Origin of the sequence: Streptococcus sp. HMSC072G04 (assembly GCF_001813295.1) — a bacterium.
GTDB lineage: Bacteria > Bacillota > Bacilli > Lactobacillales > Streptococcaceae > Streptococcus.
Genome location: NZ_KV812027.1, coordinates 105408 through 127111, shown reverse-complemented (window position 1 = coordinate 127111; position 21704 = coordinate 105408). Strand labels below are relative to the sequence as shown.

23 protein-coding genes and 1 pseudogene are annotated in these 21704 nt (G+C 44.1%); 22 read left to right on the top strand and 2 right to left on the bottom strand.

From position 1 onward, the window contains the following. The first annotated feature begins 13 nt into the window (after nt 1–13). The 7 genes and pseudogenes from HMPREF2904_RS06380 (at nt 14) to folK (ending at nt 6839) form a co-directional block, all read left to right on the top strand. On the top strand, nt 14–967 hold the full coding sequence (locus HMPREF2904_RS06380) for a class I SAM-dependent methyltransferase (protein WP_070661120.1): 954 nt from the start codon (nt 14–16) through the stop codon (nt 965–967). A 51-nt stretch (nt 968–1018) separates the two neighbouring features. Then, nucleotides 1019–2212, top strand: coding sequence for an acetate kinase (locus HMPREF2904_RS06375; RefSeq protein ID WP_070661117.1), 1194 nt, complete (start codon nt 1019–1021; stop codon nt 2210–2212). A 72-nt stretch (nt 2213–2284) separates the two neighbouring features. Continuing rightward, nucleotides 2285–3016, top strand: a complete 732-nt coding sequence (locus tag HMPREF2904_RS06370; RefSeq protein ID WP_070661112.1) for a CPBP family intramembrane glutamic endopeptidase — start codon at nt 2285–2287, stop codon at nt 3014–3016. Between the two features lie 162 nt (nt 3017–3178). Further along, complete coding sequence (folP, locus tag HMPREF2904_RS06365) at nt 3179–4129, top strand: dihydropteroate synthase (RefSeq protein WP_049505966.1); 951 nt, start codon at nt 3179–3181, stop codon at nt 4127–4129. Continuing rightward, nucleotides 4130–5353, top strand: a pseudogene (locus HMPREF2904_RS06360) (folylpolyglutamate synthase/dihydrofolate synthase family protein); the annotation flags it as partial. Nucleotides 5354–5449: 96 nt separating this feature from the next. Then, on the top strand, nt 5450–6004 hold the full coding sequence (gene folE / locus HMPREF2904_RS11750; RefSeq protein ID WP_003019101.1) for a GTP cyclohydrolase I FolE: 555 nt from the start codon (nt 5450–5452) through the stop codon (nt 6002–6004). A 25-nt stretch (nt 6005–6029) separates the two neighbouring features. After that, nucleotides 6030–6839, top strand: coding sequence for a 2-amino-4-hydroxy-6-hydroxymethyldihydropteridine diphosphokinase (gene folK, locus HMPREF2904_RS06350; RefSeq protein ID WP_070661107.1), 810 nt, complete (start codon nt 6030–6032; stop codon nt 6837–6839). 327 nt (nt 6840–7166) lie between these two features. Here folK and HMPREF2904_RS06345 read toward each other — a convergent pair whose 3' ends face one another. Both HMPREF2904_RS06345 and pepA read right to left on the bottom strand, forming a co-directional pair. Then, nucleotides 7167–8651, bottom strand: a complete 1485-nt coding sequence (locus HMPREF2904_RS06345; RefSeq protein ID WP_070661105.1) for a DUF1846 domain-containing protein — start codon at nt 8649–8651, stop codon at nt 7167–7169. 244 nt (nt 8652–8895) lie between these two features. Beyond that, the gene (gene pepA, locus HMPREF2904_RS06340; protein ID WP_070661102.1) at nt 8896–9960 is read right to left on the bottom strand and encodes a glutamyl aminopeptidase; all 1065 of its coding nucleotides are present in this window, start codon (nt 9958–9960) and stop codon (nt 8896–8898) included. 142 nt (nt 9961–10102) lie between these two features. Between pepA and HMPREF2904_RS06335 the strand changes: the two genes are divergently transcribed. The 15 genes from HMPREF2904_RS06335 (at nt 10103) to groL (ending at nt 21589) form a co-directional block, all read left to right on the top strand. Further along, on the top strand, nt 10103–10393 hold the full coding sequence (locus tag HMPREF2904_RS06335; protein WP_003004245.1) for a DUF4651 domain-containing protein: 291 nt from the start codon (nt 10103–10105) through the stop codon (nt 10391–10393). Beyond that, nucleotides 10390–10707: a thioredoxin family protein gene (locus HMPREF2904_RS06330; protein ID WP_070661098.1), complete on the top strand. Its 318-nt coding sequence runs from the start codon at nt 10390–10392 to the stop codon at nt 10705–10707. Before HMPREF2904_RS06335 ends, HMPREF2904_RS06330 begins: the two co-directional genes overlap by 4 nt. Nucleotides 10708–10716: 9 nt before the next feature. After that, nucleotides 10717–11343 (top strand): YtpR family tRNA-binding protein, encoded by a 627-nt coding sequence (gene ytpR, locus HMPREF2904_RS06325; protein WP_070661096.1) that lies wholly within the window; start codon nt 10717–10719, stop codon nt 11341–11343. Between the two features lie 101 nt (nt 11344–11444). Then, nucleotides 11445–11840, top strand: a complete 396-nt coding sequence (locus tag HMPREF2904_RS06320; RefSeq protein WP_070661092.1) for a single-stranded DNA-binding protein — start codon at nt 11445–11447, stop codon at nt 11838–11840. 188 nt (nt 11841–12028) lie between these two features. Beyond that, complete coding sequence (locus HMPREF2904_RS06315; protein ID WP_070661089.1) at nt 12029–13012, top strand: substrate-binding domain-containing protein; 984 nt, start codon at nt 12029–12031, stop codon at nt 13010–13012. Further along, nucleotides 13012–14328: a sensor histidine kinase gene (locus tag HMPREF2904_RS06310; protein WP_070661086.1), complete on the top strand. Its 1317-nt coding sequence runs from the start codon at nt 13012–13014 to the stop codon at nt 14326–14328. The genes HMPREF2904_RS06315 and HMPREF2904_RS06310 overlap by 1 nt, the downstream gene beginning before the upstream one ends. A 5-nt stretch (nt 14329–14333) precedes the next feature. Beyond that, nucleotides 14334–15017, top strand: coding sequence for a response regulator transcription factor (locus tag HMPREF2904_RS06305; RefSeq protein WP_037585171.1), 684 nt, complete (start codon nt 14334–14336; stop codon nt 15015–15017). Continuing rightward, nucleotides 15014–16312 (top strand): ABC transporter substrate-binding protein, encoded by a 1299-nt coding sequence (locus HMPREF2904_RS06300; protein WP_070661083.1) that lies wholly within the window; start codon nt 15014–15016, stop codon nt 16310–16312. Before HMPREF2904_RS06305 ends, HMPREF2904_RS06300 begins: the two co-directional genes overlap by 4 nt. A gap of 140 nt (nt 16313–16452) precedes the next feature. Then, entirely contained in the window at nt 16453–16890 is a 438-nt protein-coding gene (locus HMPREF2904_RS06295) for a PTS sugar transporter subunit IIA (protein ID WP_049472855.1), read from the top strand. A 14-nt stretch (nt 16891–16904) separates the two neighbouring features. After that, nucleotides 16905–17399 carry a PTS sugar transporter subunit IIB gene (locus HMPREF2904_RS06290; protein WP_000261775.1) on the top strand — a complete coding sequence of 165 codons (495 nt, stop codon included), beginning with the start codon at nt 16905–16907 and terminating at the stop codon, nt 17397–17399. 56 nt (nt 17400–17455) lie between these two features. Then, nucleotides 17456–18298, top strand: a complete 843-nt coding sequence (locus tag HMPREF2904_RS06285; RefSeq protein ID WP_070661080.1) for a PTS mannose/fructose/sorbose/N-acetylgalactosamine transporter subunit IIC — start codon at nt 17456–17458, stop codon at nt 18296–18298. After that, nucleotides 18282–19136 carry a PTS system mannose/fructose/sorbose family transporter subunit IID gene (locus HMPREF2904_RS06280; RefSeq protein WP_037585172.1) on the top strand — a complete coding sequence of 285 codons (855 nt, stop codon included), beginning with the start codon at nt 18282–18284 and terminating at the stop codon, nt 19134–19136. The genes HMPREF2904_RS06285 and HMPREF2904_RS06280 overlap by 17 nt, the downstream gene beginning before the upstream one ends. Nucleotides 19137–19237: 101 nt before the next feature. After that, complete coding sequence (locus HMPREF2904_RS06275) at nt 19238–19531, top strand: hypothetical protein (protein WP_003013750.1); 294 nt, start codon at nt 19238–19240, stop codon at nt 19529–19531. 129 nt (nt 19532–19660) lie between these two features. Further along, nucleotides 19661–19942 carry a co-chaperone GroES gene (gene groES, locus HMPREF2904_RS06270; RefSeq protein ID WP_003013619.1) on the top strand — a complete coding sequence of 94 codons (282 nt, stop codon included), beginning with the start codon at nt 19661–19663 and terminating at the stop codon, nt 19940–19942. A gap of 21 nt (nt 19943–19963) precedes the next feature. Further along, the gene (groL, locus tag HMPREF2904_RS06265) at nt 19964–21589 is read left to right on the top strand and encodes a chaperonin GroEL (protein ID WP_003004647.1); all 1626 of its coding nucleotides are present in this window, start codon (nt 19964–19966) and stop codon (nt 21587–21589) included. Nucleotides 21590–21704 lie beyond the last annotated feature (115 nt).

The window sequence follows — 21704 nt, the reverse complement described above, 5'->3', positions numbered from 1 at the left end:
TGCGGAGGAAATCATGAATTTCGAAAAAATTGAACAAGCCTATACCTATCTATTGGAAAACATTCAAAGTATTCAAAATGAATTGTCGACTAACTTTTATGACGCCTTGATTGAGCAAAATGTCATGTATTTAGAGGGCAAGACAGATCTAGACATTGTCAAAAATAATAGCCAAAAATTAAAAGAACTAGGTTTAAGTAAGGAAGAATGGCGCAGAGCCTACCAGTTCCTTTTTATGAAAGCTGCTCAAACAGAGCCTTTGCAAGCAAATCACCAGTTCACCCCAGATGCGATTGGTTTTATCATTACATTTTTGATCGATCAGTTGGCTAAAAGTGACCAACTGGATGTCTTAGAAGTGGGAAGTGGAACCGGAAATCTCGCTGAGACCATTGTCAACAATAGCCGTCTCAAGATTGATTACTTAGGATTGGAAGTGGACGATCTCTTGATTGACCTATCTGCTAGTATCGCAGATGTGATGGAGTCTAGTGTTGTCTTTGCGCAAGGAGACGCGGTTCGTCCACAAGTTTTGAAAGAAAGTGACTTGATTGTTAGCGATTTACCAATTGGTTATTATCCAGATGATGCGATTGCACAGCGCTATCAGGTAGCGAGCTCCGAAGGGCATACTTATGCCCATCACCTTATGATGGAACAGGCACTGAAATACTTGAAACCTCAAGGAGTGGCTATCTTTTTAGCTCCCAACAACCTCTTGACGAGTCCTCAGAGTGATCTTTTAAAAGCTTGGTTGAAAGACAAGGCTCAAATCCTGGCCATGCTGACCTTGCCAGAGTCTCTTTTTTCAAATCCAGCCTATGCTAAGACGATTTTCGTCCTACGAAAACAAGAAGAAGAGTCTGTTCAGCCCTTTGTCTATCCGTTTACCGATCTCCAGGATCAAGACCAGGTGGTTCACTTTATGGAAAGTTTCCAAAACTGGTTAAAGGATAGTGAAATTTGATCAAAGATCTGATATAATAGAGGAAGTGAAAACGCTTAATGAGGTGAATATATGTCGAAAACAATTTCTATTAATGCAGGAAGCTCTAGTTTGAAATGGCAATTGTACCAAATGCCAGAGGAAACTGTTCTTGCAAAAGGGTTGATTGAACGGATCGGTTTGAAAGATTCTATTTCAACTGTTAAATTTGATGGACGTTCAGAAAAACAAGTATTAGATATCCAGGACCATACACAAGCTGTAAAAATTTTGTTGGATGATTTGATTCGCTTTGATATTATCAAATCCTACGATGAGATTAAAGGCGTGGGCCACCGCGTCGTTGCTGGTGGAGAATACTTCAAGGATTCTGCCTTGGTAGATGACGAAGTCCTTCGAAAAGTAGAAGAATTGTCTTTGTTAGCACCTCTTCATAATCCTGCAAATGCAGCTGGAATTCGTGCCTTTAGAGAGATTTGTCCAAATATTACCAGTGTTGTGGTATTTGATACTTCTTTCCATACAACCATGCCGGAAAAAGCTTATCGTTACCCTCTTCCAACTAAATATTACACAGAAAATAAGGTCCGTAAGTACGGCGCTCATGGAACCAGTCATCAGTATGTAGCTGGTGAAGCTGCTAAACTTCTTGGAAAACCATTAGAAGAATTGAAATTGATCACCTGCCACGTTGGAAATGGTGTATCTGTTACAGCGGTTGACAAGGGAATCTCTGTCGATACCTCAATGGGCTTCACACCTCTAGGTGGTGTCATGATGGGAACCCGTACAGGGGATCTCGATCCAGCGATTATTCCATACTTGATGGAACATACAGAGGATTTCAATAAACCTGAAGATATTAGCCACATCCTCAATCGTGAATCCGGTCTTCTGGGTGTTTCTGGATCTTCTAGTGACATGCGGGATATTCATACAGCGATGCATAATGGAGACGAAAAAGCCAAATTGGCTTACGATATCTTTATCGATCGTTTGCAAAAATACATCGGTCAATACTTGGCTGTCTTGAATGGTGCAGATGCCATCATCTTTACAGCAGGAATCGGTGAAAATGCAGTAAACGTTCGTTCTTCTATTATCAATGGAATCAGCTGGTTTGGCTGCAAGGTCGACCCTGAAAAGAACGTCTTTGGAGTTGTCGGAGATATTTCCACAGATGATTCCCGTGTGAAGGTATTGGTGATTCCAACTGATGAAGAGTTGGTGATTGCGCGTGACGTTGAACGTTTCAAAAATCAGTAAACTGAAATAAAGTGAGAAGGTTGGAGGCGAAAGCCCCAGTCTTCTTATTTTATACAAGAAAGAGGTTGTCCATTGAAAAATATACAGTCTTTTATTCGAGAGCACCCATTATGTCAGAATGCCCTCTGGCTCCTTCTTTTTGTGCCCTTATTCTTTCTCTCACAATTCCCCCTCATCACCATGGTTTATTCCCTTCAAGAAGGAGTAGATGCAAGGTGGGTCACTATCCTCACTCTCTTGGTAACAGTGGCGGTGCTCTTTGTTTTTTATAAGGTCATCAAGATGAGTCCTCTGGAGAACTTAGATGTTCGGGTCATAACCTGGCCGGCTCTGGGGAGAAATTTTCTTTTTCTTCTCTTGTTGATGGCTAATAACCTGCTCGCCTATCCCTTGTTGAAACAAGAGGCAGGTGGTACGACGGCAAACCAAGCGGCTCTGAATGAACTGCAATCTCATGCTCCTTTTCTTGCTATGGGCATGGTCGTGATCCTTGTTGCTCCGATTCTAGAAGAGCTGCTCTGTCGGGCCATCATCCCTCGTTTGATCTTTCGAGGAGCAGAACCGATCGGTTACTTAGTCGGTGCTCTCTTTTTTACTTATTTGCATGGACCGAGCGCCTTGGGGGAATGGGTAGCCTACGGAGGTATGTCTTTGATCTTAACTTGGGTGGCTTATCGCTACCAGCGGATCGAGTACAGTATTTGCCTCCATATGACCTTGAATGCGCTAGCTTATTATTATCCTGCTGTATTCCTCCTTTGTTTATTGCCGGTATCGAGAGTTTTCTTCCATGATAAATTATGATAAAATGGTAGGTACCAATGAGTTTTGATGCAGAACCATCCTACAGAAGGTCAGATAAAATCAGAAATCCGTATGGAGAGTAGACTCAGAGGTTTAGAACAATTGTTCTAGCCTCTTTTGTTCGCAATCATGCTGTAGGAAGGGAATCAAAGGAGAACGAAAATGATTGATAATAAATGGCTGAGTGGCCAAGGGACCCTTCTTTGTGGGATCTTAAATGTCACTCCGGATTCATTTTCTGATGGCGGTAAGTATACGAGTGTGGATGCAGCCTTGCAGCAGGCGAGAAAACTGATCCAAGAAGGAGCTCAGATCCTCGATATTGGAGGAGAATCAACCAGACCAGGTAGTCATTATGTAGAGATCCAAGAAGAGATTGACCGCGTGGTTCCAGTGATTAAAGCCATTCGGAAAGAAAGTGATGTCTTGATCTCAGTGGATACCTGGAAGTCCCAGGTGGCGGCGGCGGCGCTCGAAGCTGGGGCTGATATTGTCAACGATATTACAGGTTTTCTTGGAGATCCTAAGATGGCTGCTGTCGTCGCGGAGCATGAAGCGAGCGCAGTTCTCATGTTTAATCCAGTGATGGCAAGACCGCATCATCCAAGTTCCACTATCTTTCCAAGTTTTGGTTTCGAACCAGTCTTTTCAGAGCAAGAGCTTCAACAGATGGCTCAAGAACCGATTCAAGACTTGATGTGGACCTTCTTTGACCGCTCGCTTGCGGTAGCGAAAGCAGCTGGTGTCCAGACGGATCGTATTATGTTGGATCCTGGGATCGGTTTTGGTTTGACCAAGCGAGAGAACTTACTCTTATTACAAGAACTTGGGACGATTCACCAAAAGGGGTATCCGATCTTTCTAGGGGTCTCCCGCAAACGCTTTGTGGTCAACATTATTGAGGAAGCTGGATTTGAGACAGATCCTGCAACGGAGACTGGTTTTTGGAATCGGGACCTGGCTTCGAGCCATTTGACCAGTATTGCAGCCAGTCAAGGAGTCGAAGTGGTGCGGGTGCATGATATTCCCCTTCACAAGATGGCAGCCAGTCTGGGGCAAGCCATTTTCCAAGCCCAAGAGGCAGCAGATACCAATTTAAAACAATACAAGTAAATGAAGACAAAAGAACATCAGTTGGATCTTCGTTGGCTAGAAGCCTATCGTTCCCAAGATCCACATTTCGGCTTGGAGCGCATGGAAGCTCTCTTGGCTTTGAGAGGAAATCCTCACCTAGACTGTCGGGTTATTCATGTTGCGGGGACCAATGGCAAAGGCTCTACCATTGCTACCTTGTCCCAACTCTTGAGGCAGGCAGGTTTACGCGTTGGAGTCTTTACCTCTCCTTATCTGATCCATTACAATGACCAAATCACCATTAATGGCGAAGCCATTTCAGATCAAGACCTGCAAACCTACCTGGATAGTTACCAGCAGCTCCTGCAAGCTGAACAATCAAAGGCCGTCTTTCAAGGGTTGACTGAATTTGAAGTGATGACGGCCATCGCCTATGATTATTTTGCTCACGAGGAGCTGGATTATGTGATCATGGAAGTCGGTATGGGGGGACGACTAGACAGTACTAATGTCTGTCAGCCCGTTCTGACCGCGATCACTTCGATTGGCTTGGATCATGTTGCCCTTCTTGGGCCAGATCTGGCTTCCATTGCCCGTGAAAAGGCAGGCATCATTAAGCCAGGAATTCCTCTGGTTCTAGGGAAATTAGAAGCAGAAGCCAGCCAAGTCATTGAAGGTATTGCGATTCAGAAGCAGGCACCGATAACAGCCTATGACAGAGATTACCAAGTTGAGCTAGAAGCCTCTTGTCTATCAGGCCAATCATTTTCTTATCACAGTTCTAAAAGAGAAAAAGCCTCTTATCAAGTAGCGCTCTTAGGTCATCACCAGGCCAGAAATGCAGCTCTTGCGATCAGTATCTGTGATGTACTTTTTGAAAGAGAAGGGCGTGAACTCTTGTCAAGAGAGTTAGTGGATGAGGCCTTGCATCAAGTCGTCTGGCCTGGCCGGATGGAAGTGGTCTCGCAAAATCCCATGATCTTGCTAGATGGGGCCCATAACCCCCACGCCGTTGCGCCTTTAATCGCAAGTCTTCGGGAACTGTTCCCAGGCCAAAAAAAGACCATTCTTTTTACCTGCATCCGGACCAAAGCCTTAGAAGAGATGCTCATTCAGTGGCAGGAACTAGAAAATAGTCGCTTGATCCTCACGACTTTTGAAGATCCAAGAGCCTATTCTCAAGAAGAGATAAGAGCTGCTGCGAAAAACCATCAGCTTGAGGAAGTCAATTGGCAAGAGTTTCTACAAAACTGGCAAGCAAAAGGCGATGAGCTCCTCATTGTAACGGGGTCGCTCTACTTCCTTAGCCAGATACGACCTTATTTATTAAAAAACAGAAAAATCCAACTAGGAGATGATATGGATACAAAGAAAATTGAAGAAGCAGTGAAAATGATCATCGAGGCAGTCGGTGAAGACGAGAACCGTGAGGGACTTCAGGAAACGCCAACCCGCATTGCCAAGATGTATCAAGAAATCTTTGCAGGACTAGGGCAGACAGCAGAAGAGCACCTGTCTAAATCATTTGAAATCATTGATAACAATATGGTGGTCGAGAAGGATATCTTCTTCCATTCCATGTGTGAGCATCACTTTTTACCATTTTATGGAAAAGTGCACATTGCCTATATTCCAAATGGCCGTGTGGCTGGGCTTTCAAAACTGGCTCGTACGGTCGAGGTTTATGCTAAAAAACCACAGATTCAGGAACGTTTGACGGTAGAAATCGCAGATGCCTTGATGGAATATCTTGGAGCGCAAGGAGCACTTGTCTGGGTAGAAGCAGAGCATATGTGTATGAATATGCGTGGTGTCCGTAAACCTGGGACCGCTACAGTGACAACTGCTGCGCGTGGACTGCTTGCGACAGATAAAGACTTAAAAAATGAAGCCTATAAACTCATGGGCCACTAATGGCTGGCTATAAGAGGTGAACAGAGTGGATCAATTACGGATCAAGGACTTAGAGGTATACGCCTATCACGGTGTTTTTCCAGCAGAAAAAGAATTAGGACAACGCTTTGTCCTAGACCTATGGGTAGATTATGAGATGACCCGTGCTGCTCGTACAGGTGATTTGGAAGCTTCGATCCATTATGGGATCTTGGCGGAACAGTTGACCGAGTGGATGCAGGCAGAAAAAATCGATCTGATTGAAACGGTGGCCTTTCAATTGGTTCAAAAGATTTTCGAAAGCTATTCCTTTGTAGAAAAAGTTCGTCTGGAGTTGAAAAAACCTTGGGCTCCTGTTCCCTTGCCACTCGAGACTTGTTCGGTGACAATCGAACGGGAGAAAAAACGGGCCTTTATTGGGCTTGGCACCAATATGGGAGATAAACAACTGCAACTAGAGACGGCGCTAGAAAAACTCAAGGATCGAGGCATTCGCCTTCTCCAGACATCCACAAGGATTGAAACAGAACCTTGGGGAGGAGTGGAGCAGGACACCTTTTTGAATCAGGTGGCAGAGGTTGAAACCTGGATGACCCCAGAGGATTTATTAGAGACCTTACTGGCCATTGAGCAGGAAATGGGGCGTGTCCGTGAGGTCAAGTGGGGGCCACGTGTGATCGATCTAGATCTGCTCTATATGGAGGACACCATTTGTTACAGTCCAAACTTGATCTTGCCACATCCTTATGTGGCAGAACGTGCCTTTGTCCTAGAGTCTTTGAATGAAATTGCTCCTCATTTTGTGGACCCTGTTCAAAGAAAGCCCATTCGCCAATTATGGGAGGCTGTCAAATAGTTTCTCTTCTTTGCATCATAATAAAAAACAATCCTTGTTCGAGGGATTGTTGAGATTGAAGACAAAGTCTTATTAAAAAACTTTCCTTAGGTGAGTACGGACGTCAGCGACCTTCGTAGAAGTTCCATGACTAATTATTGAGCCTAAGGTCTCAATAATTCCGAGTGCCTGAAACTGTATTGTTTCAGGCACTTTTCTCACAGTGGAAAGTTTCAGAATATGATTGAATAACTATAACGAGTATAATTTTTAAAGAATTGATTAGATTTTATTAAAGATTCGTTTATCTACGCTCTCAACAATCCCTCGAACAGGGATTGTCTCAGTTTATTTACGATACAAGCGATCGTATTGGTAGACGGGATCCATGGTGACGTTGATACCGAGCTTGCGAAGGACATTCTTGTCTTCGTCTGTCAGCATCACGGTTGAGTGGGCTTCGCTACCTTTCAACTTGCCTAATTCTTGCATAGCAAGCTTAGCATCTTCGTTGCTCATGGCTGTAATGGCAAGGGCGATGAGGATTTCGTTTGAGTGAAGACGAGGGTTACGGCTACCCAAATGATTGATCTTCAAGCCTTGGATAGGTTGGACGTATTCTGGCTCGATTAATTTGGTTTCTTTATCAATATGCGCCAATTTCTTAATCGCATTGATTAAGAGGGCTGCGGTTGGGCCAAATAGATCAGAGGTTTTTCCGGTCACCATCTCGCCGTTTGGTAATTCAAGGGCCAAGGCTGGCTCGCCTGTTTCTTCTTCTTTCTGACGAGCAAGCACGGTCACTTTCCGGTCATTTGGAGTAATGCCCAAATCATTCATCAAGAGCTCGATCTTCTTGACAGCTCCTTCACCGACACGCTCTGCTTTGACATCCAAGATGGTTTGGTAATAGCGACGGATGATTTCTTGTTGGGAAGCTTCAATCGCAGCGTCATTGTCCACAATGGCAAGGCCAACCATGTTGACGCCCATGTCTGTTGGAGAAGCGTAAGGAGAGGTTCCTAAGATGCGTTCCAACATGCGCTTCAAGACAGGGAAGATTTCGATATCGCGGTTGTAATTGACCGTTGTTTCCCCGTAGGTTTGGAGGTGGAAAGGATCGATCATATTGACATCGTCTAGATCTGCAGTCGCTGCTTCATAAGCCAAGTTAACTGGGTGGTGCAAAGGAAGATTCCATACTGGGAAGGTTTCAAACTTAGCATAACCGGATTTGATCCCATTTAATTGGTCATGGTACATATTGGACATACACGTTGCCAGCTTACCTGAACCAGGGCCAGGAGCCGTCACAACGACCAAATTGCGGCTAGTTTTGATGTAGTCATTCTTCCCCATCCCTTCAGGAGAGATGATGTGGTCCATGTCGGTCGGATAGCCCTTGATCGGATAGTGGAGATAAGAGGCGATCCCGCTCTTGTCCAGTTGTTTGCGAAAGGCATCTGCTGCAGCTTGTCCAGCATATTGGGTGATTACGACAGAGCCTACAAAAATCCCCAATTCATTGAATTTGTCGATCAAACGCAGTACTTCTTGGTCATAAGAAATTCCTAGATCCCCACGAGCTTTTGAGTGCTCAATGTTGTTGGCGTTGATGGCAATGACAATTTCCACCTGGTCGCGCAATTCTTGTAGCAGCTTGATCTTATTGTCTGGTTCGTATCCAGGGAGGACACGAGCAGCGTGAAAGTCTTCTAACATCTTACCACCAAATTCAAGGTAGAGCTTGCCATCGAATTGGTTGATCCGCTCAATAATGTGGTCACGTTGCAAGTTCAAATACTTTTCAGAACTAAAAGCTTGTTTTTTCATGTAAAACTCCTGTATATAAGGGAAGGGTCTGCCACACGAATCCAAGGATGAGTGTTCCGTTCCCTACCATTTCATTCTTTCATATTATATCAGAAAACAGATGGAAGATAAAATATTCTAAGATACTTTCCTAAGGGGAGTGTGGATGCCAAAGGGCTTAATGGTGACTCACGCTGGAAAGTTTCAAAGAGAACCTTGTTTTCCCTCTAAAAAAGCCCCTTACGGGGCTTCAGATCGATGTTGCTTAATAGTGTTTGATCAAATCAACTGTAGAGCGATCCAATTTCTTAACCAATGCTTGTAAGAAGGCTTGCGCTTGCAAGAAATCATCCATGGCATAGAGGGTTTGGTGAGAGTGAATGTAACGGGCACAGACACCGATGGTGGTAGATGGCACTCCACCATTCTTCAAGTGTGCGGCACCGGCGTCGGTTCCACCCTTACCACAGTAATATTGGAATTTGATGCCCGCTTCTTCAGCAGTAGTGAGCAAGAAATCTTTCATATTTGGTAGCATGATGTGACCTGGATCGTAGAAGCGAAGCAGTGTTCCTTCCCCAATCGCGCCTTGGTCTCCAAAGACATCGGCTGCTGGCGAACAGTCTACAGCAAGAAAGATTTCAGGATCAAATTTAGTAGTTGAGGTGTGAGCTCCACGAAGTCCCACTTCTTCTTGAACGTTGGCCCCTACATAGAGTTCGTTGTTTAAGGCTTGTCCAGAGAGGTTCTTGGCCAATTCGCTGACCATCAAGACGCCATAGCGGTTATCCCATGCTTTTGAGATGACGTTTTTACCATTAGCAGTGAGAATCGCAGAGCTATCTGGGACCAAGGTATCTCCAGGACGAACCCCATAGCTTTCAGCTTCGGCTTTAGAGCTAAAGCCTGCATCAAAGACGATGTCGCTAATGGCAGGTACGGTTGGTCCACCTGTTCCACGTGTCAAATGAGGAGGAACAGATCCTGAAATAGCAGGGTATTCACGTCCGTCACGTGTAAAGAGTTTGAAGCGTTGGCTGCTGACGACCATCGGATTCCAACCTCCGATTGGGACAACACGGAAAGTTCCGTCAGCTTTGATTTCGCTGATCATAAAACCAACTTCGTCCATGTGGGCAGCTACTAAGATACGAGGAGCATCGGCAGCTGTTGAATGTTTGACCCCAAAGATCCCACCGAGACCATCTGTCACGATTTCGTCAACATGAGGGGTCAATTGTTGGCGCAAATAATCCCGTACAGGAGCTTCATGACCTGAGATAGCAGGGATTTCAGTTACTTCTTTGATTTTAGAAAATAAATCAGTCATAGGTTACCTTCTTTCTGATGCTATTTTATCACTTTTTCTACAAGGATGGTAGCGTTATTATGGAAATCAGTCTCTAAAATCGGAGGGAGAGATCCAGCTTAGACCGTTGTCCCTCTGCTTATTTTGTGTTACAATAGGCACTATGAAAGCTAAAAAAATTATTTTGTCTAGTCTGGCTGTAGCAAGTGCAGGAGCTCTTGCGGCTGGTGTTTATAAAATTGCCAAAGATCAAAAGCGTCTCCGTACCCAAGAAGAGTTGGTAGCAGAAGTACGGGAGCAAATGGAAGCCATGGGGACGATTGCGACCCTGTACGTGGAACTCTACGAGTCTAGTGAAGAGCGCTTAGTAGGTGGTGTCATTTTTGAAGATGAGCGCCATTACCGCTTTGTCTACGAGGACGGTCTCTTGCATTACGAAGAGGAAAAACTATGATTATACCGAGTTCTATAGAAGAAATTGCTTCATATGTAGAGCAAGATGGCAAGAAAGTGTTTGTCTTTTCAGCAGATTGGTGTGGGGATTGTCGTTACCTCAAGCCTTTTTTGCCGGAGATTGAGACTGAAAATCCTGAATTTACCTTTATCTTGATTGACCGAGATGCCTATATGGATCTGGCGAAAGTCTGGGATGTTTATGGGATCCCTAGTTTGGTTGTTCTGGAAAAGGATAAGGAAATCGGTCGGTTTGTCAATCGAGATCGGAAAACCAAAGCGCAGATTACAGCATTCTTAGCAGGATTAAAATAGGAGAAAATCATGATTGTAACATACAACAAAGAACAAGTCGGCGATGTCTTGATGCTGACCTTGAAAAATAGTGGAGATGCAAAGCTCGCGGTGGAGAGAAAAGGGAAAGTGGCACGCGTTTACCGTGAGGACAAGCAAGAAACCGTTGCCTGGAATATCTTTGATGCCTCATCTTTCTTCGCCATCGAAGGCAAGGGACAAGTCTTTTTGACAGATGAGCAAGTGGATCGTTTGAACCAAGAATTGGAAAAAGAAAGCTTCGCAGAACGTTTGGTCAATGATCGGGAACCAAAATTTGTGGTGGGAGAAATCCTTGAAATGGTAGCCCATCCAGATAGTGACCACTTGAATATCTGCCAAGTAGCAGTTGGACCAGATAAGACGGTTCAGATCGTAGCAGGAGCTCCAAATGCGCGTGTTGGCCTCAAGACCATTGTCGCTCTTCCAGGTGCTATGATGCCGGATGGTAGCTTGATTTTCCCAGGGGCTCTTCGTGGAGAAAAAAGCTATGGCATGATGTGCAGCCCGCGTGAATTGCACTTACCAAATGCTCCTCAAAAACGAGGCATTATTGAATTGGATGACGCAGAAGTAGCAGGGACACCTTTTGATCCTGCTCGTCACTGGCACGAATAAAGAGAAGAATCTAGGATGTTTTGGATCCTAGATTTTTTTGATTTTGGTTTGTCACCTCCATTTTTTGAAATTTTTTCGAATAAATAGATAGGAGGTAAATGATGTATAATAAAGTTATTTTAATCGGTCGCCTGGTGGCGGCCCCAGAATTGCATAAAACCAGCACAGACAAATCCGTTGCTCGAGTGACCGTTGCGGTCAATCGTCGCTACAAGGATCAAAACGGGGAGCGAGAGACTGATTTTGTCAATGTCGTTGTCTGGGGGAAATTGGCTGAAACCATGGCTAGTTATGCCAACAAAGGGAGTTTGATCTCTTTGGATGGAGAGATTCGGACGCGCCGCTACGAGAAAAATGGGGTCATGCAGTATGTGACAGAGGTCCTCTGCCAAAGTTTTCAGTTGCTAGAGAGCCGTGCTCAGCGAGCGATGCGTGAAAATGGTGGAACGGGAGATTTAGCCGATATCATCTTAGAAGAGGAAGATCTTCCATTTTAGGATCAAAAAAGAAAGCTGGTTCGTTTATAGACCAGCTTTTTTGCTACTTGCTAGGGGTTTCATTCGGGAACTACTCTTTTAAAAATAAATCAAAAATATGCATCTGTACAATAAAAGCCAGCATTTATCTTGAAAAAGTAGTAAAATTAAGTAATATATATTCAAAATTTTCAGAAAAGGAATGGAGTTTGAAGGGGAAAGAAGAAAGAAAAGAACGGTTAAAATGGCTGATAAAACGGGTTCTACTGGTGATTCCAGTGACCTGCATCCTCTTGTGGATCTATGCCGTTTGTCAAACCAGTAGCATCAAGGATCAGACCAAGATCGGTGTCACCTATATGACCATGAACAATGAGTTCTATAAAAGTATTCATTCGGAAATTAGTCGAATTGCCGATGAGAAAGGAGCTCTTGTATCTGTCCGAGATCCGGAATTGGATGAAAAAAGGCAGAGCCAGCAGATCGATGATTTTTGCGCTCAAAAAGTAAATGTGATTGTGATTAATCCGGTCAAAGGGGATAGTCAGCCGATTTTAAGGGCTCTTAAAAAAGCTAGAAAACAAGGAATTAAGATCATTGCAGTTGATACCCAGCTCAAGCATTTTAAGCCGGATGCCAGCATTGTCTCCGACAACTACCAAGCAGGAGTCTTGATTGCGAAAGAGCTGATGAAACGCTCTTCAAATGCTCGGATCCTTCTCTTGGAGCATCAGGGGACTGTTTCAGCAGATACGCGGATTCAGGGATTTAAGGATACCATCAAAGGACATGGGTCATATGAGATTATCTCGGAACTAGAAACCAAGGGTCAGACGGAGATCGCCATGCCAGCTGTCCGTAAGTTCTTGCAGTCAGGGGGGAATGTCGATACTCTAGTCTCCTTGAATGACCGTTCAGCTATAGGAGCTTTAGCAGCGATCAAGGAGCAAGGGATCACCCATCCCATTGCGATCTATGGGATTGATGGCTCACCAGATATGAAAGCCTTGCTGCACTCGACAGATGATGTCGTAGGAACCGTTGCCCAGTCTCCGTTGAAGATGGGAGACCGGGTGATGGAGGTCATCCAAGATATGGCTGATGGGAAGAGCTACCAAAAAGAAATAACCATTCCGGTTCAAATGATGACAAAGGAAAACATCGATCAATTTGATGTGAATGGGTGGCAGTAATGAGAAAATTTAGAGGTGTGAGATACAGTTTGGCCATCCTGATGGTCGTAAATTTTATCGCTGTGATGCTCAACAGTATCATCTATCTTCAAGCAACCAATTATATCATTGCCCAACGGCAAGCTTCTCTATTAGTAGAACGCTTAGAGCGCATTCCTTTTGCGCCCTCTACAACTTTTTGGTTGTCTGCATTCTTATTTGCTGGGATTGCCTTGATCTCCATGAGTCGTTACCGGTCTCAAACGAGTCGATGGTCCATTTTTGATAAGTGGAATATTCTGGAGATCCTCCTGATGTTGCTCTTGATGTGGGTCCAAAATGTAGCTTATAACGGGCTGATTCTCTTGGTTTTTGCGGATATCTTCTATGGTTCCAAAGAGTTGAATACCAAGCGAGACCGCAAGTATTGGTTTGCGTTTATCCTAGTGAGTTTCTTGATGCTTCTTGTGACCAATTCAGACGTCTTTTCGCTTTTCTTTCCGATTCCTTCTCTGGATGTCTATATTCATTTTTATCCTGCCTCCATTCGGATTCTGGCCTTTTTCTTAAAGAATTCCCTCTATGCCTTGAATATGGTGCTCTTCATTATTTCGCTTTTGTTCTATATTATGAATGTTCTTGCGGAAAACCACGAAGTGGAAGAAGAGTTGGCCATGGTTTCGAAGGTCAATACGGAGTTGAACAACTATATGGCCTTGTCTGAGAAGATTGCAGAAGATCGGGAGCGCAAGCGGATTGCTCGGGAGATTCACGATACCTTGGGACACGCACTAACAGGGATCTCGGCAGGGCTGGATGCTGTCGGAGTCTTGATTGATATCGATCCCAATCGGGCAAAAGAGCAGGTAAAAAGTGTATCAGAAGTGGTTCGTGAAGGAATCCAGGATGTGAGGGGCTCTCTCAACCGCCTCCGTCCAGGTGCCCTTGAGGGACGAACCCTCAAAGATGCTTTGGAAAAGATGATCCGCGAGTACCAGACGCTTTCCAACTTGCAGGTTGGTTTACACTATGAATGGGTCGATGTCGATATGGACGTCATGATTGAAGATACGATCTTTCGTGTGATTCAAGAGTCTATGACCAATGCGGTTCGCCACGGTCATGCCAGTCAGATGAGCCTTCATTTTTTTGAGGACGAAGAAGATTATTTGATCGAGTTGCAGGACAATGGGGTTGGATTTGAAACCTTGACCTATGGCTATGGGCTCAAGCAGATGATGGAACGAATTTCTATCCTAGGAGGACAGCTTCAATTTGAAAACCGCGATGGATTTTTCACGCGCGTCAGTTTACCGAAATATAAAGAAGGGAGATAGAGATGGTGATAAAAGTAATGGTGGCAGATGACCAGGCCTTGATTCGAGAATCTCTAAAAATTATTTTGTCAGCCCACCCCGATATCGAAGTGGTGGCCACAGTGGAAGACGGCAATCACGTCCTGTCTAGCATTCCCCAAACCCATCCTGACCTAATCTTGATGGATATCCGGATGCCAGGGATGGATGGGGTTTTGGCGACAAAAGAAGTAAAAGAACACTATCCGGATATCAAAATTATTATTTTAACGACCTTTGACGATGATGAATTTATCTATAGTGCACTCAAGTATGGTGCTTCAGGTTATCTTTTAAAGGGAGCCTCGACAGAGGAACTCTATGAAGCGATTAAGGTGGTGTATCAAGGCGGAGCCATGATCAATCCGAATATCGCTAGTAAAGTCTTTCAAATTTTCTCACAAATGGCCAAAACCAACTTCTCTATTGCTGTAGATGAGGACAATGTCAAGGATTTGAGCACGACGGAATGGCGCATTATCCAAGAAGTCGGCTATGGGGAGTCCAATAAAGAAATTGCGGCCAAACTTTTCTTGTCAGAAGGAACCGTGCGCAATTACTTATCAACGATTTTGGCAAAATTAAACCTACGAGATCGAACGCAATTAGCGATCTGGTCAGTCCAAACAGGAGTGACGAGACGTGATTTTTCTAAAGGAAATACAGAATGAAATTGAAGCGAAAGCATCTTTGTTGGGGGATCGGTCTCCTTGTTGTACTCTGTGTGAGCGCAGGTTTTTATTGGTGGAAACAGCAACCGACCGTACTCCATATCGGCATTTATGCAGGTTCTAGCTGGGATGTGCCGACCAGTCAACGTTCCCATGCCTTGGATCGTGCGATTCAAAAATTTGAAAAATCCCATCCCCACGTCCGTGTGGAGTATGAAAATGGGATTCCGCAGTCAGATTATTCAGACTGGCTCTCCGAAAAGATTGTCTCAGGAAAGACGCCAGATGTGTTTATGGTCTCTGAGCAAGATCTTTCTTTATTAGCAGCGCGAGGCGTATTAGAAAAGTTAAACGGCTATATGGATCGAAAAGATCAAGCTGCCTTTTATCCCGTTGCCTTTGAATCGGGTGTCTATCAGGGGCAAACCTATGCCTTGCCTTATGAAAGCAATCCTATTTTGATGTGTGTCAATAAAGATCTCTTGGATAAAGAAGGCATCGCGGTTCCCAAAGAAGGTTGGACCCTTGAAGAGTTCTATACGATTTGCAAGAAACTAACCAAAGATACCAATGGAGATGGGCAATTGGACCAATTTGGAAGCACAGAATACACCTGGAAAGAAGCCTTGGCAGCAAATGGAGGTCATCTCTTCCAAGGTGGCATGCTCAAGCTGACAGCTCCAGAAGTGAAAGAGTCTTTGACTTTTCTGCAAAAATTGGAAGATCTAAATAAAAATTACAAGGTGAGCTCTAAAGATTTTGACCAGGGGAAAGTCGCCTTCTATCCCATGACCTTGGCCCAATATCGGACCTATAAACCTTATCCCTACCACGTTTCAAAATATTCAAACTTCACCTGGACCTGTATCCCGATGCCTGCTAAGTCAAAAACGACCAAGGCAACCTTAGTCACGACGACTTCTTTTGCTATGTCAGCTCGGAGTTCTCATTCCAAGTTGGCTTGGGAATTGATGCAACTCTTAACAGAGGATCCAGAAATTCAACAAACCCTCTTTGCTCAATCCCAAGGGATCTCTGTCATGCCACAGGTAGTCAAGAGTCGCTCTAGTAAAGACCTTCTGCAGGTGGATGATTTTGGAACAGATTCCTTGACCAATCAGACCTTGAACCGCATCATGGAACAAGCTGTTGAAAGTAGTCCGAAAAATGTCTCAAAAGAGGTGTTAGAAAAGCTAGACTACTTGATCGGCAATGCCTTGCGCGATCAGGATGTCGAGAACCGCTTGCCTCAAATTCAGAGGGAGATTGAAAGTAGTCTACAGGTAGGAGTTTAGAGTAAAATAAGATGGCATTTTGTCAAGTGACAGATGTCATTTTTTTATTGCTAAATGTCATATTGGGAATGTGACATTTGACAATGTAAAAGCGCTTTCAAATAGTCTACAATAGAGTCAAATAAAGGAGGCGTAGCAAAATGAAATACCTCGTTTTGGTCAGTCATGGTGGACTGGCAGAAGGTCTAAAAACATCACTAGCCATGTTTGCTGGTGATAAGATGGATCAGGTCATCGCGGTTGGACTCAAAGAAGGAAAATCGGTCGATGACTTCGCAGTTGATTTCAGAGAGAGCATTTCAGGATTGACAGCTGATGATTCTGTTTTGGTCTTGGCAGATATCGTAGGTGGTAGTCCATTAACCACTGCAGCCACGGTTCTAGAAGAAGCTGGAAAGCTCGATGGAGCCTTGATCCTTGGTGGGATGAACCTTACCATGGCCTTGACGGCAGTTGTGATGAAGGATGTATTGGATGGAGACGATTTGTCAGCCACCATCTTATCAGAAGCACGATCTGCACTACAGCCTTTTGAAGTTTCAGCCACTAGTGCTGAAGAAGATGATGACGATATTTAATAGGGAGGTACCTTATGGTAGTAACATTTGTACGGATTGATGACCGCATGATTCACGGTCAGACAGTCACACGCTGGGCAAAAGAAAAACCATGTGATGGTTTGATTGCCGTAAACGATGCAGCAGCATCAAACAAGGTTTTGATCCAAGCTTACAAAGGCGCATCAGACAAGAAAACCTTTGTATGGACAAAGGAAGCCTTTAAGGAAAAATCAGCAAAAGTAACGGAATCAGATAGTCGTTACTTCTTGATCACCAAAAATCCAATCGATATGAAGGAAATTTTGGTCGACCAAGGGTTTGTCCCAGGTGATGTCAAAGAAATCATCGTTGGCCCTGCAAATGATCGTCCTGGAGCTGTGAAATTGGGGAATAACCAATCCATCACTCAGGAAGAAGCAGAAGCTTTCCAAGCCATTCAAGCAGCAGGCTACAAGGTGAAATTCCAATTGTTGCCAGATGTTTCCATCGGTTATTGGGATGATTTCAAATCAAAATTTGGTTTTTAAACCCAACAGTCTTATCTGTTAGGTAAATAAATTTACAAACAAAAGGAGCGTTTGTTATGACAATTTCATGGATTCAAGCAATCTTGCTTGGTATTTTCGCCAGCTTGTCTTCAATGCCTGGTATGGGAGGTTCCAGTATCGGGAACTATACACTCGGTCGTCCCTTGATCGGTGGGTTGATTTCAGGTTTAATTCTTGGAGATGTGACAACTGGTATTATGGTCGGGGTTGCCCTTCAAGTCGTTTATATCGCCTTGGTAACACCTGGTGGTACCGTATCTGCCGATGTTCGTGCCATCTCTTATATCGGTGTTCCTCTTGCTATCTTGTTTGTGCATGCCAATAACATCACAGATGAAGCAGGAATCGCCGCAGCTGCAGCTCCAATTGGTGCAGCCGTTGGGACAATCGGTACAGTTCTTTTCTACGGTACCGCTACTATGAACTTGGTATGGCAACACATTGGTTGGAAAGCCGTTGAAGAAGGAAACTTCAAAAAACTCTACGCAGTTGACTGGTTTTACCCTTGGATCTCTCACTTCCTCTTCTCTTTCCTTCCAACAATGATTATCACCAAATACGGTGAAAACATGGTTGATTTGATGAAACAATACCTTCCTATGGATGGTTACTGGATGAAAGCCCTCTTTACAGTCGGTGCTCTTCTCCCATGTGTCGGTATTGCCATCTTGTTGAAACAAATTGTTACAGAAGCAACTGACTTCATTCCATTCTTTGTTGGATTTACCTTGGCGAAATCTCTCGGATTGAACTTGGTATCAAGTGCCGTTGTTTCATTAATCTTTGCAGTAATCTACTATGAACTTGAAGTGATCAAATCGATGAAAGCTGCTCCCGCTGGAGTGGTGGATCTAGACGATGATGAGGAGGATATTTAAAATGGCTGATAGAAAGAAAATTTCAAAGAAAACATTAGCAAAAGCATTCCATCATTGGTATTATGGTCATTTGACTTGTTTCTCTCAAGAACATATGCAAACCTTCGGGTACTTGACTTCTATGCTTCCAATCGTAGAAGAAATGTATGACACAAAAGAAGAACAAAAGGATGCTATGCAAACCTATACGGCCTTCTTCAACACTGAACCACAACTTGGATCTCTTGTTGTAGGGATCACAGCTGGTTTGGAAGAAGCGCGTGCAAACGGAGATGCAGTAGATGGCGAAACTATCAACGGTATGCGTGCCGGTTTGATGGGACCAATCGCTGGTATTGGTGACTCATTGGTCGTTGGTACCTTGATTCCAGTTCTCTTGGGGATTGCCCTTGGACTTTCTAAAGGTGGTAACGTCGCTGGTGCTCTCTTCTACATCGTCGTATGGAACCTCTTAGTCTACTTTGGTATGCGCTTTGCCTTCTTCAAAGGTTACCAATTAGGGGATAAAGCCGTTGAATTCCTTGTAGGACCAAAAGGACAAGCTCTTCGTAAAGCGATCAGCGTTGTCGGTGGTATGGTTATCGGTGCCGTAGCAGCTACTTGGGTATCTGTTACAACAGCCCTTCAATTCAAGAATTCTGAAGGAAAAGTCTTCTTGAACATTCAAGAAAAGATCGATGGTGTTTATCCAGGTCTCTTGACAGCAGCCTTCATCACTCTTTGCTGGTGGTTGATGTCTAAGAAAAAAATTTCACCAAACAAAGTTATGTTACTTCTCGTTGTAGTGGCTTTGATCGGTGTTGCCCTTGGTATCTTCGACCCACATCTTAAATACTAAGGTCAAGAAAAAACGAATTTGCTAGTAGGAGTTTTTGAGAATGAAGTGAATGGACCTCCTTTACTTGCACTTCATTCTCAATTTTTATCAGGAGGAATCCCATGGTTACAAAACAAGAACTTGTCAATGGATATGAAACAGAAATCAACTACCAACGCCACATGCTTGAAAACCTTGGTCGTTGGTTCAGCTTACTCTTTATCATTGCCAGTATTGGTGTGGTATTGATCTATCTCTTTCACAAAAGTTTCCTTCCACTCTTGATCCTCGGGATTTTACTAGCCTTGGTTGGAATTTTAGGCATGATTGTTTTTGGATATGGCATCTACCGCGGGCGGATCAATCTTCAAAAAGTGATCGATGATTTCAATCAAAAATTGACAATTTTAAATTGATATTTTAGAAACATCTCATCTATTTTTGAGGTGTTTTTTTCTTGACTATTTCTGACCAAGTGATACAATAGAAACATAAGTTAGCACTTACGTATAGAGAGTGCTAAAAACACGTATGGAGGAATGAACATGTTAAAACCATTAGGAGACCGTGTGGTCTTAAAAGTAGAAGAAAAAGAACAGACTGTTGGAGGTTTTGTCCTCGCAGGTGCGAGCAAGGCTGATACAAAAACAGCTGAAGTAGTGGCCGTTGGTGAAGGTGTGCGTACCCTAAGTGGTGAACTCATCGCTCCAGCCGTAAAAGCAGGAGATCACGTTTTGGTTGAAAGCCATGCAGGAATTGAAGTTAAAGATGGGGAAGAAACCTACACCATCGTTGGAACATCAAACATTCTTGCAATTGTAGAGTAAGAGAAGAAAGAGGTAAGAGAAATGGCAAAAGATATTAAATTTTCATCTGATGCACGTTCTGCAATGGTCCGTGGTGTCGATGTCTTAGCAGATACAGTGAAAGTCACTTTGGGCCCTAAAGGACGCAATGTGGTTCTTGAAAAATCATTTGGTTCACCCTTGATCACAAATGATGGGGTGACCATCGCAAAAGAAATTGAATTGGAAGACCATTTTGAAAATATGGGTGCCAAATTGGTGTCAGAAGTGGCTTCTAAGACCAATGATATCGCAGGTGACGGTACAACTACCGCAACGGTCTTGACCCAAGCCATCGTCCGTGAAGGGATCAAAAACGTCACTGCAGGAGCTAACCCAATTGGCATCCGCCGTGGGATTGAGACCGCTGTTGCAACAGCAGTAGAAGCTTTGAAAAACAATGCGATTCCAGTATCGAGCAAGGAAGCCATTGCTCAAGTAGCTGCTGTGTCTTCTCGTTCTGAAAAAGTCGGTGAGTACATCTCTGAAGCCATGGAAAAAGTTGGTAAAGATGGGGTCATCACCATTGAAGAGTCTCGTGGAATGGAGACAGAACTGGAAGTCGTTGAAGGCATGCAATTTGACCGTGGTTACCTCTCACAATACATGGTCACTGACAATGAAAAAATGGTGGCAGACCTTGAAAATCCATACATTTTGATCACTGACAAGAAGATTTCAAATATCCAAGAAATCTTGCCATTGTTGGAAAGCATTCTTCAAAGCAACCGTCCACTCTTGATCATCGCAGATGATGTCGATGGCGAAGCTCTTCCAACACTTGTCTTGAACAAGATCCGTGGTACCTTTAATGTTGTAGCTGTCAAGGCACCAGGATTTGGAGATCGCCGCAAAGCCATGCTAGAAGACATTGCCATCTTGACAGGTGGTACAGTCATTACAGACGATCTTGGTTTGGAATTGAAAGATGCAACCATTGAAGCGCTTGGTCAAGCAGCTAAAGTGTCAGTTGATAAAGATAGCACTGTCATCGTTGAAGGCTCTGGTAACCCAGAAGCGATCGCTAACCGTGTTGCAGTCATCAAGTCACAAATCGAAACCACAACCTCTGAATTTGACCGTGAAAAATTACAAGAACGTTTGGCCAAATTATCTGGTGGTGTTGCCGTGATCAAGGTCGGTGCTGCAACAGAAACAGAATTGAAAGAAATGAAACTCCGTATCGAAGATGCCCTTAATGCGACTCGCGCAGCCGTTGAAGAAGGAATCGTTGCCGGAGGTGGTACAGCTCTTGTCAATGTTATCTCTGCAGTCGCAGCCCTTGAATTAGAAGGGGATGAAGCGACCGGACGCAATATCGTTCTTCGTGCTTTGGAAGAACCTGTTCGCCAAATTGCCCACAATGCCGGTTACGAAGGATCTATTGTGATTGATCGCTTGAAAAATGCCGAAGTCGGAACAGGTTTCAATGCTGCAACAGGTGAATGGGTGAATATGATTGATGCAGGAATCATCGACCCAGTTAAAGTGAGCCGCTCAGCCCTTCAAAACGCCGCTTCCGTAGCGAGTCTTATCTTGACGACCGAAGCAGTCGTAGCCAACAAACCAGAACCAGCAGCCCCAGCAGGACCAGGAATGGATCCAAGCATGATGGGTGGGATGATGTAACACACTTAGCCTAATGGGTGCTAAAGCACCTCATTAGGCTACGGCAAGCACCATGGTGTCTTGCCGAAGTGTCTTACTAGCTCAAAGAGAGTGGGACAGAAATCGGTAATTCGTT

Coding starts and splice junctions, on each gene's coding strand:
- HMPREF2904_RS06380 (WP_070661120.1), top strand. CDS start 14: ATGAATTTCGAAAAAATTGAACAAGCCTATACCTATCTATTGGAAAAC.
- HMPREF2904_RS06375 (WP_070661117.1), top strand. CDS start 1,019: ATGTCGAAAACAATTTCTATTAATGCAGGAAGCTCTAGTTTGAAATGG.
- folP (WP_049505966.1), top strand. CDS start 3,179: ATGATTGATAATAAATGGCTGAGTGGCCAAGGGACCCTTCTTTGTGGG.
- folE (WP_003019101.1), top strand. CDS start 5,450: ATGGATACAAAGAAAATTGAAGAAGCAGTGAAAATGATCATCGAGGCA.
- HMPREF2904_RS06345 (WP_070661105.1), bottom strand. CDS start 8,651: ATGAAAAAACAAGCTTTTAGTTCTGAAAAGTATTTGAACTTGCAACGT.
- pepA (WP_070661102.1), bottom strand. CDS start 9,960: ATGACTGATTTATTTTCTAAAATCAAAGAAGTAACTGAAATCCCTGCT.
- HMPREF2904_RS06335 (WP_003004245.1), top strand. CDS start 10,103: ATGAAAGCTAAAAAAATTATTTTGTCTAGTCTGGCTGTAGCAAGTGCA.
- HMPREF2904_RS06330 (WP_070661098.1), top strand. CDS start 10,390: ATGATTATACCGAGTTCTATAGAAGAAATTGCTTCATATGTAGAGCAA.
- ytpR (WP_070661096.1), top strand. CDS start 10,717: ATGATTGTAACATACAACAAAGAACAAGTCGGCGATGTCTTGATGCTG.
- HMPREF2904_RS06320 (WP_070661092.1), top strand. CDS start 11,445: ATGTATAATAAAGTTATTTTAATCGGTCGCCTGGTGGCGGCCCCAGAA.
- HMPREF2904_RS06310 (WP_070661086.1), top strand. CDS start 13,012: ATGAGAAAATTTAGAGGTGTGAGATACAGTTTGGCCATCCTGATGGTC.
- HMPREF2904_RS06300 (WP_070661083.1), top strand. CDS start 15,014: ATGAAATTGAAGCGAAAGCATCTTTGTTGGGGGATCGGTCTCCTTGTT.
- HMPREF2904_RS06295 (WP_049472855.1), top strand. CDS start 16,453: ATGAAATACCTCGTTTTGGTCAGTCATGGTGGACTGGCAGAAGGTCTA.
- HMPREF2904_RS06290 (WP_000261775.1), top strand. CDS start 16,905: ATGGTAGTAACATTTGTACGGATTGATGACCGCATGATTCACGGTCAG.
- HMPREF2904_RS06285 (WP_070661080.1), top strand. CDS start 17,456: ATGACAATTTCATGGATTCAAGCAATCTTGCTTGGTATTTTCGCCAGC.
- HMPREF2904_RS06280 (WP_037585172.1), top strand. CDS start 18,282: ATGAGGAGGATATTTAAAATGGCTGATAGAAAGAAAATTTCAAAGAAA.
- HMPREF2904_RS06275 (WP_003013750.1), top strand. CDS start 19,238: ATGGTTACAAAACAAGAACTTGTCAATGGATATGAAACAGAAATCAAC.
- groES (WP_003013619.1), top strand. CDS start 19,661: ATGTTAAAACCATTAGGAGACCGTGTGGTCTTAAAAGTAGAAGAAAAA.
- groL (WP_003004647.1), top strand. CDS start 19,964: ATGGCAAAAGATATTAAATTTTCATCTGATGCACGTTCTGCAATGGTC.